3 protein-coding genes and 1 pseudogene are annotated in these 6,930 nt (G+C 59.1%); 3 read left to right on the top strand and 1 reads right to left on the bottom strand.

The genetic code is table 11. The features are described 5' to 3' along the window. Positions 1 to 78 (bottom strand): annotated as a pseudogene (locus H5V44_RS18290) (IS6 family transposase); the annotation flags it as partial. Positions 79 to 774: 696 nt separating this feature from the next. Here H5V44_RS18290 and H5V44_RS16825 point away from each other — a divergent pair. The 3 genes from H5V44_RS16825 (at position 775) to H5V44_RS16815 (ending at position 6,912) form a co-directional block, all read left to right on the top strand. Beyond that, positions 775 to 1,314, top strand: a complete 540-nt coding sequence (locus H5V44_RS16825) for a hypothetical protein (RefSeq protein ID WP_185194298.1) — start codon at positions 775 to 777, stop codon at positions 1,312 to 1,314. Positions 1,315 to 1,460: 146 nt separating this feature from the next. Next, a complete protein-coding gene (locus H5V44_RS16820; RefSeq protein ID WP_185194297.1) occupies positions 1,461 to 4,031 on the top strand; it encodes a PD-(D/E)XK nuclease family protein in 2,571 nt (856 codons plus the stop codon). Further along, positions 4,024 to 6,912: a UvrD-helicase domain-containing protein gene (locus tag H5V44_RS16815; protein WP_185194296.1), complete on the top strand. Its 2,889-nt coding sequence runs from the start codon at positions 4,024 to 4,026 to the stop codon at positions 6,910 to 6,912. The genes H5V44_RS16820 and H5V44_RS16815 overlap by 8 nt, the downstream gene beginning before the upstream one ends. Positions 6,913 to 6,930: the final 18 nt, after the last annotated feature.

The following is a 6,930-nucleotide window of genomic DNA, read 5'->3' as shown; positions in this document are numbered from 1 at the left end:
CTCGGGAGTCCGCTTGCGCTCCACAAACGACAAGTCAATCCACTCGATACACTGACTGAGGCGGTCGAATTCTGTCATAGACACTCAGAACTCGTCCGCCTCATCCTCTAAATTAACGCGACCTCGTGATTCGCACTTACATTCAAGACGAGGGGTGTGTGCCAGAGTCCCCGATACTTTGCAGAGGTAGAAGCCCGAGATATTCATTCAAGACACGGGGCGTGTGCTCCCGCGGGAATGTCAGGTGAGGTCATCAAGAGGAGAATCTGCAACATCTACCGGCAGTATTACATCCATTTTTATTACGTCACTATATGCTGTTGCCCCGCTCAGTCGTCGGCACTCACCGCACGGAATGCGGTGGGCTGTTGGCCCTTTGGGAGGGTGCAACTAATTTACCGCTTCTTTGAGCGGGGCATTCCACTCATACCTATTGTCCATGAATACGGCCTGAGTCATCGAGATCCCACTCCTGACATAATTCTTATTTACCCGGGGTAGATCCTCGAGGGCAGCACCAGCAGTCGGTGCTATAGAGCGACCACAGGAGACGGGCAAACAATGATCGAGACAGGCATGACTGGCCATCCAAGGCCACGATGCAGAGGCACTGACATTCGACCAGCCGGAAGACGGTTAACCGGAAGATTGGCACGTTCAGCTGATCGGCCCGGGAGAGACAACCCGTTCATAACCTCTCTTCGTCAATTAAGAGGGCTGAAGAGTCGCTTCGCCCTCTCCCGAAAGCGATTCCCTAGGGGTTGGGGGTGACCGATGCGACTCTACCCTCTACGCGATGAGGAGTACCAGCTCGACCACACCTCTTCGAGTTCAGACGATCCACCGATCTGGTGGCGTGCCGAGAGGTATCTCCGTGAGAAATTCGATCTGGAGGAAGACCACGGGTCATGGTACGATGCCCGGACGCGCGAAGGAGAGAAAGTCGAACTCAAGTCCTGCCAGTACCGATACGAGGACGGACAGATAGGTAACTTCAAGATCTGGTTTGAACAGCTGACGAAGCTGTTTCGGCACGATGGCTATATCGCCCTGTTAGTCTACGTGCCGCTAGATCCCCCGGCAGTACTCGCAACACAGCTGCTGCCGAACTACGCGATATCGACCGATGGAGCGGTATCGTTCAAGGCGTCACACCCCACGATGGACGGGAAAACGCTCGTCCAGATTCCGTGGACAGAGGCAATCCCATTAGACGCCATTCGTATGGGGTGTCGCTATGAGTTCCTCGAACACTACTCGGACAGGGAGTGCGAAGACACGTTCTATTTCGACCCGCCTGTTGGCTCTGAGTAGCTCAACGCTCTCACAGCCATCCACTGCTTTTCGTCCACTCCATTCGGGATGGAGCAGATGAGACAATCCCTGCACTACAGAGAGCGTTGCCGCTTAGATGCCACTTGGCTACCAATCTTTTTGGGGCAGACACGCGGATTTGGGGTGTGTCAATAAGACGGGCTCGCACTATTGATGATCTCTATGACGAAGTCGACGACTACGACTTGGTGTTGACGACAGATGCGCCACTCAGTCAGGCTCTGAACCGACGGATAGATCGCCCCCGGCTCGGGACATTTGCCGCGACACCGCGGATGCTGGCTTCCGGGGAGTTTCGTCCACGGGACGACCGGCAGCTCTTTCTCGAACTCATCGACGCAACCGACCTGAATTGGAAGCACGCCGCGTACCTCCTCGAGAGCATCCTCGGCTGCTGGGAGGAGACCGGAGACCTCCGTGCCATCCTTGAATACGACCAGTTCGACACCCGCGCCACGCGCCGAGCCATCGACGTGATCGATACTGCCGATAGTGCCCACAACGACCTCACCGAGTACACGATCCCAGAGGAGCGGTCTGTCGCCGTCATCGGCGAAGAGCAATTCACGGCACTTGACCGATCTGTTCTTCCCGACGAGTACGAGACAGTTGACCCATTCGGTGGCGACGACTTCGAGTTGCCGGAGTTCCATCTCTACGAGTCCACGACCGACATCGTCGACACCGTCGTTAGCAACGTGACGCCCGAGAACGCTGAAGACGTGGCCATCATCATGGATCGGGGCAGTGAGTACCCCGCGCTTGTCGAGTCCGCACTCGAGGCGAACGACATCCCGTTCTATGGCGGCCCCGGCTTCGCCGACGACGAGAGCTTGCGGACATTCATCCGCTTGTTGCGGACGGCCCACGCCGATAGACACGCGCGGCTGGGCGACGTTCGACCGATCCTTCACCATCTCGGTATCCGGCCGTCAGTCGAGGACGATAACAAACGCCTGCACGAACTCGATCATCCGGAGATCGAACCGCTCCAGCAGTTCTGTGAAACCATTCACGAGCAATCAATCGACGAGGCACTCTCCACGTTCGAGACGTGGTGCGATCGGTCGTTAGACGCCTTCCGCGAGGAGTTGGATCGGCTCGGCGTGCGGCACGCTACTGTCGGGGAAGACACGCTTGACGGTATCGAGTTCTACCTCCAGTCGTTCGACGTCCCAATCGATCGGGACGACGCGGGCGTTCTGCTTGCGGACGCGACCGCGGCCGCCTACGTGGATCGACCGGTCGTGTTCCACCTTGGGATGGACGCCGACTGGACTCACCGCATTCTCGATCGACCGTGGATCGACGCCGATGCCAAGGATCGCCAGTACCTCCGGCAATTCCAGTTGCTCCTGCAGAACGGCAACGAGCAGTACTTCCTCGTGCAGGAGACGAGTGCCGGCGAGCCAGTAACACCGTGTCTCTACTTCCATGACTTGCTCGATGCGGAGTTCGACACCTTCGGAGACCTTCCGAGCACGTCCCACACTCGGTTCACCGGTCGTGATGGGGACGGATTCGAGAAGGAGCCGGTCGACGCTGAGCCGACGACCATCGAGACGCTCAGCCCGTCGAGTCTGAGCACCTTCGCCAACTGTCCGCGCGATTATTTCTTTGACCGCGTCGTGACCAGCCCCGACCGCGATCACTTCCAGAAGGGCAATCTCTTTCACGACTTTGCCGAGTTCTACGTCAACCATCCCGACATAATCCACACGACCGCCGGAGACGAGCTGGTCGACCGTATGCTGGCCGGGATGCGCCCCTACGTCGACGACGTCGACTTGGAGGTGCTACGTACGGAGTTCGAGATCGGTATCGATCTCATCCAGCGATTCCTGACCGAGGAACCTCCGACGAAACGTGAATACGAGGAATACGGGCATCGCGAAGACTCGAATTTCTTTGCCGATCACTTCGGCCAGCCGATCAATTCGCCCATCACGGAGCGATGGTTCGAGAACCCTGCCCTCGGCGGGGAAGGAAAAGTCGACCTCATCCACTCTCCATCGCAGTTGGTCGATTACAAGAGCGGCAGCCACACGTCGGCCTCGAAGGTCGTCGACAAGTCGGCGATTGATGAGATCAGCGACGAACCGGATTTCCAAGCCCTCCTCTATCTCGCTCACCACCGGCGCGTCCATCCTGACGAGCGGATTCGATTCGTGTTCTTCCACTTTCTCGAGCTGGTCGACGAGGAGGTGGTCGGGGAGGCTGCCCTCGAAGACGCGTTGGCTCGGGTCACCTACCATCCCGAACCGTTCCACGAGTTCGCCAAGCGACGGGCGGCGTTCGACACGCTTCGAGAAGGCGTCGCCGAGAGCAACGACCGCCGCAAGACGCTCGAACGAATGGGCTACGATGTCTACGAGACGTTCTTCGACCGCCACGACTTCCCGGACGTCGAGGACACGGACGCGCTGCTCGAAACCGACTTCGCTGCCGAGTTCACCGAACGCGCGAAGACAGAGGTGGGTGACTACGTCTACGTGGACGATGGAACAGACTCGGCGCTGAAGGAACTCCACAGACTGCGTGGTCGAAACTACTTCGAGGACGAGGTGGATGCCTTCGAGCGGTTCCTGCAGGAACAGGTCGAGCGAATCAACGAGTATCGTCGCTCCCGGTTCCCCGTCGGCGATCCGAACGTCGACCGCGTCGATCACCGCGACCTCATTCAAACCGATGACTGACTTCGAACCCAACGACAAACAGCAGGAGTTGATCGATGCCACGAGCGGCATTCACGTCGTGGACGCGGGTGCCGGCACGGGCAAGACGTTCACCATCACGCGTCGGTATGCGAACCTCCTGCAGCAGGACGAAACCGAACCGGACGATATCCTGCTGATCACGTTCACGAACAACGCTGCAGCAGAAATGAAGGAACGCGTCGTCGCGAACTGCGACTACTCGATGTCGGCGCTCCGGGACGCGCCCATCAACACGTTCCACGGACACTGTCACGAGTTACTGCTCCGGGATGGGTTCTCGGCTCCGACACACCTCGGGGTCGACGATCGGATCACGTCCTCGACGCGCCTGCTCGAAAACGAGGTGGTCGAGGAAGACCGGTTCCGGGAGTTCATATCGCAGTTTGCCGACGAGCATCCCGAACATCACGACTTCCTCCGTGTCCTCCGGGAGAACACGTCGCTGCTGGAAGTGATCCGCGAACTGGCTGCGAAAGGGATTTTCCCGACTTCCGATGGCTGGTACCGGAACGGAGAATCCTATCTCGATGGTGATTTCGAGGCTTTCGAGGAGCTATTCGAGACGGCAAACGAGCCGAACGAGGGCGCAAACGGGCCGACGCAGTCCGATTTGCGCGATGATCTGAGTGGATTCGAGCGTGACCGCTGTTTCCTTCCCGACGCCCCGGCCGAGTCAGAACTCCGGGACAACTACCCGAGTATCGACCACGAGTGGGCCGACCGTGCCTTCGACGAAGAGCGAGACGCGCTGAAGGCATTCGTCCACGACATCTATTTCGAGTACATCGAGTTCGCACTCCGCCAGAACTATCTGAACTTCAGTTTCCTCCAGATGTTCGCCTTCGTGTTGCTGTGTGAGGATCACGCGTTGCGGGAGTCAGTGCAGTTCGACCACGTGATGGTCGACGAGTTTCAGGACACCAGCGAAATTCAGTTCAAGCTCGCCCTGTTGCTCGCGGGAACGGACAACCTCTGCGTGGTGGGCGATTGGAAGCAGAGCATCTACGGGTTCCAGTATGCCTCGGTCGACAACATCCGTCAGTTCGAGGAACGCCTCGGAAACTACAAGCGGGAACTCAACAGCGATAGCGAACGGGTCGCGTTTCCCGTCGACGACGTGACCGGGATCAAGCTGGAGAAGAACTACCGCTCGACCCAGTCGATACTGAACTTTTCGAGGCACAGTCTCGGCTTGCCGGCGACGAGCAACGAGGAGGTCGACCTCGATATCGAGGACGACATCACACCGCTGACGGCCACCACCGACCACGACAACTCGAATATCGAGGCGTTCACGAGCGACGACGAGTGCGAGGCCATTCTGACGCGAGTGCAGGAGATCGTCGGCAATCGTGAGTACGCTGTCGAGGGCGAAGACGGTGAGTTGCGTCCTCCTTCTCACGAGGATATCGCGGTCTTGACCCGGACGCGTCGGTTCGGTCGTGAGCTGCAGAGTCACGCCCGTGAGTACAACATCCCGGTCGCCTACGAGGGCGGTGTCGAGCTGTTCGGCACCGAACAGGCGATCCTTCTGCTGGCGTGGTTGCGCCTCCTCGAAGACCGGCATTCAAAGCGCGGATGGGCGGTCGTGCTGGAAGAGGCAGGGTACACACTTGACGAGGTCAAGACGATTCTCGAGAACGAGTCGTATCCGTCGAATATGCTCTCGTTCCGGGAGCGGCTCGCCAGCGCCGAGACTGTTGGGGGGATCGCGCGGCTGGTGTTCGATCGATACGGCTTCGAGGACGCCTACGCGGATGCACTCGTGGCGGTATTGCAGGGAACGTTCGACAGCACGACCCACAACCGCGGGGCCATCGTTCGCTTCATGGAGCAGAGTCTGGAGGCCGACGCCACCCACGACGTGGACGACAACCCCGGTGGCGACTCGATAACCGTCCAGACGATCCACGCCGCGAAGGGCCTCGAACATCCGATCGTCATTCTGGCGAACATCAATCAGTACAGCTTCCCGCCGTCGGGTGGCGGAGCCGACAGAATTCGCTACGAGGATCCGGTTGGACTCCGGCAGACGAAACACTACGCGGATGCTCACGGACGCCCTCACATCTACGATAACTGGCGATATCGCATTCTCTCGAAGTGTCTCAACCGTGATTACGACGAGGAGCGCCGGCTGATGTACGTCGCGATCACCCGTGCTGAGAGCCACGTTCTGTTCTCTGCGGGTTCATCGCCCAGTCCGCTCTTCGAGAACCTGCCGCTGGAGCCCGAGACGGTCGAACCCGATGTGGAGGCGGCAGGGACAACGCGGACGGAACAGTCCCGGTTGCAGGTATCCGTTCCAGTCCCCGACATACCGGCCGGTCAGTCCCCACACTCGCTGATGGACGACCGCGTGTTCAGCGATGTTGACGAGGGTCGGGGGATCGAGTTCGGGAATCAGGTTCACGACTTCGCAGAACAGTATGCCGAGGGAGCGGTCGTCGAACCGTCGAACAAAGACGAACGGCACGTCGCCGAGTTTTTGGACTCCCTCGACGGCGAGTTGCGAGCCGAGGAGAACGCCTACCTCCCGGTGACGGTCGGGGAACAGCAGGTGACCATCTCGGGGATCATCGACCTGCTCCACGTCACCGCGGAGCGGGTCGACATCGTGGACTACAAGACCGACCTCGGTCGCCACGCCGAATCGGAGTACCGGAAGCAGTTGAGCGTCTATTATCACGTCGTTCGGGCCGCATTTCCCGACTCTCGCGTCACGACGGCTCTCTTCTACACTGCTGACGGCGACCGCATCGAGATTGATCCCCTCTCGAAGGACGAGATTGTCGACTTGATCGATCGGGACTATGCCGAAGCGCAGCCCGACGGCGAGGAAGAGCCCATCATTCGATAGCAGTACCTGAAAGAGTAC

Source organism: Halobellus ruber (assembly GCF_014212355.1).
Classification (GTDB): Archaea; Halobacteriota; Halobacteria; order Halobacteriales; family Haloferacaceae; genus Haloquadratum; species Haloquadratum rubrum.
The sequence above is the reverse complement of the archived record's forward strand: the minus strand, read 5'-3'. Positions and strand labels throughout refer to the sequence as shown.

Excerpts from the sequence above, each read along its gene's own strand:
- H5V44_RS16825 (WP_185194298.1), top strand. The coding sequence starts at position 775 with ATGCGACTCTACCCTCTACGCGATGAGGAGTACCAGCTCGACCACACC.
- H5V44_RS16815 (WP_185194296.1), top strand. The coding sequence starts at position 4,024 with ATGACTGACTTCGAACCCAACGACAAACAGCAGGAGTTGATCGATGCC.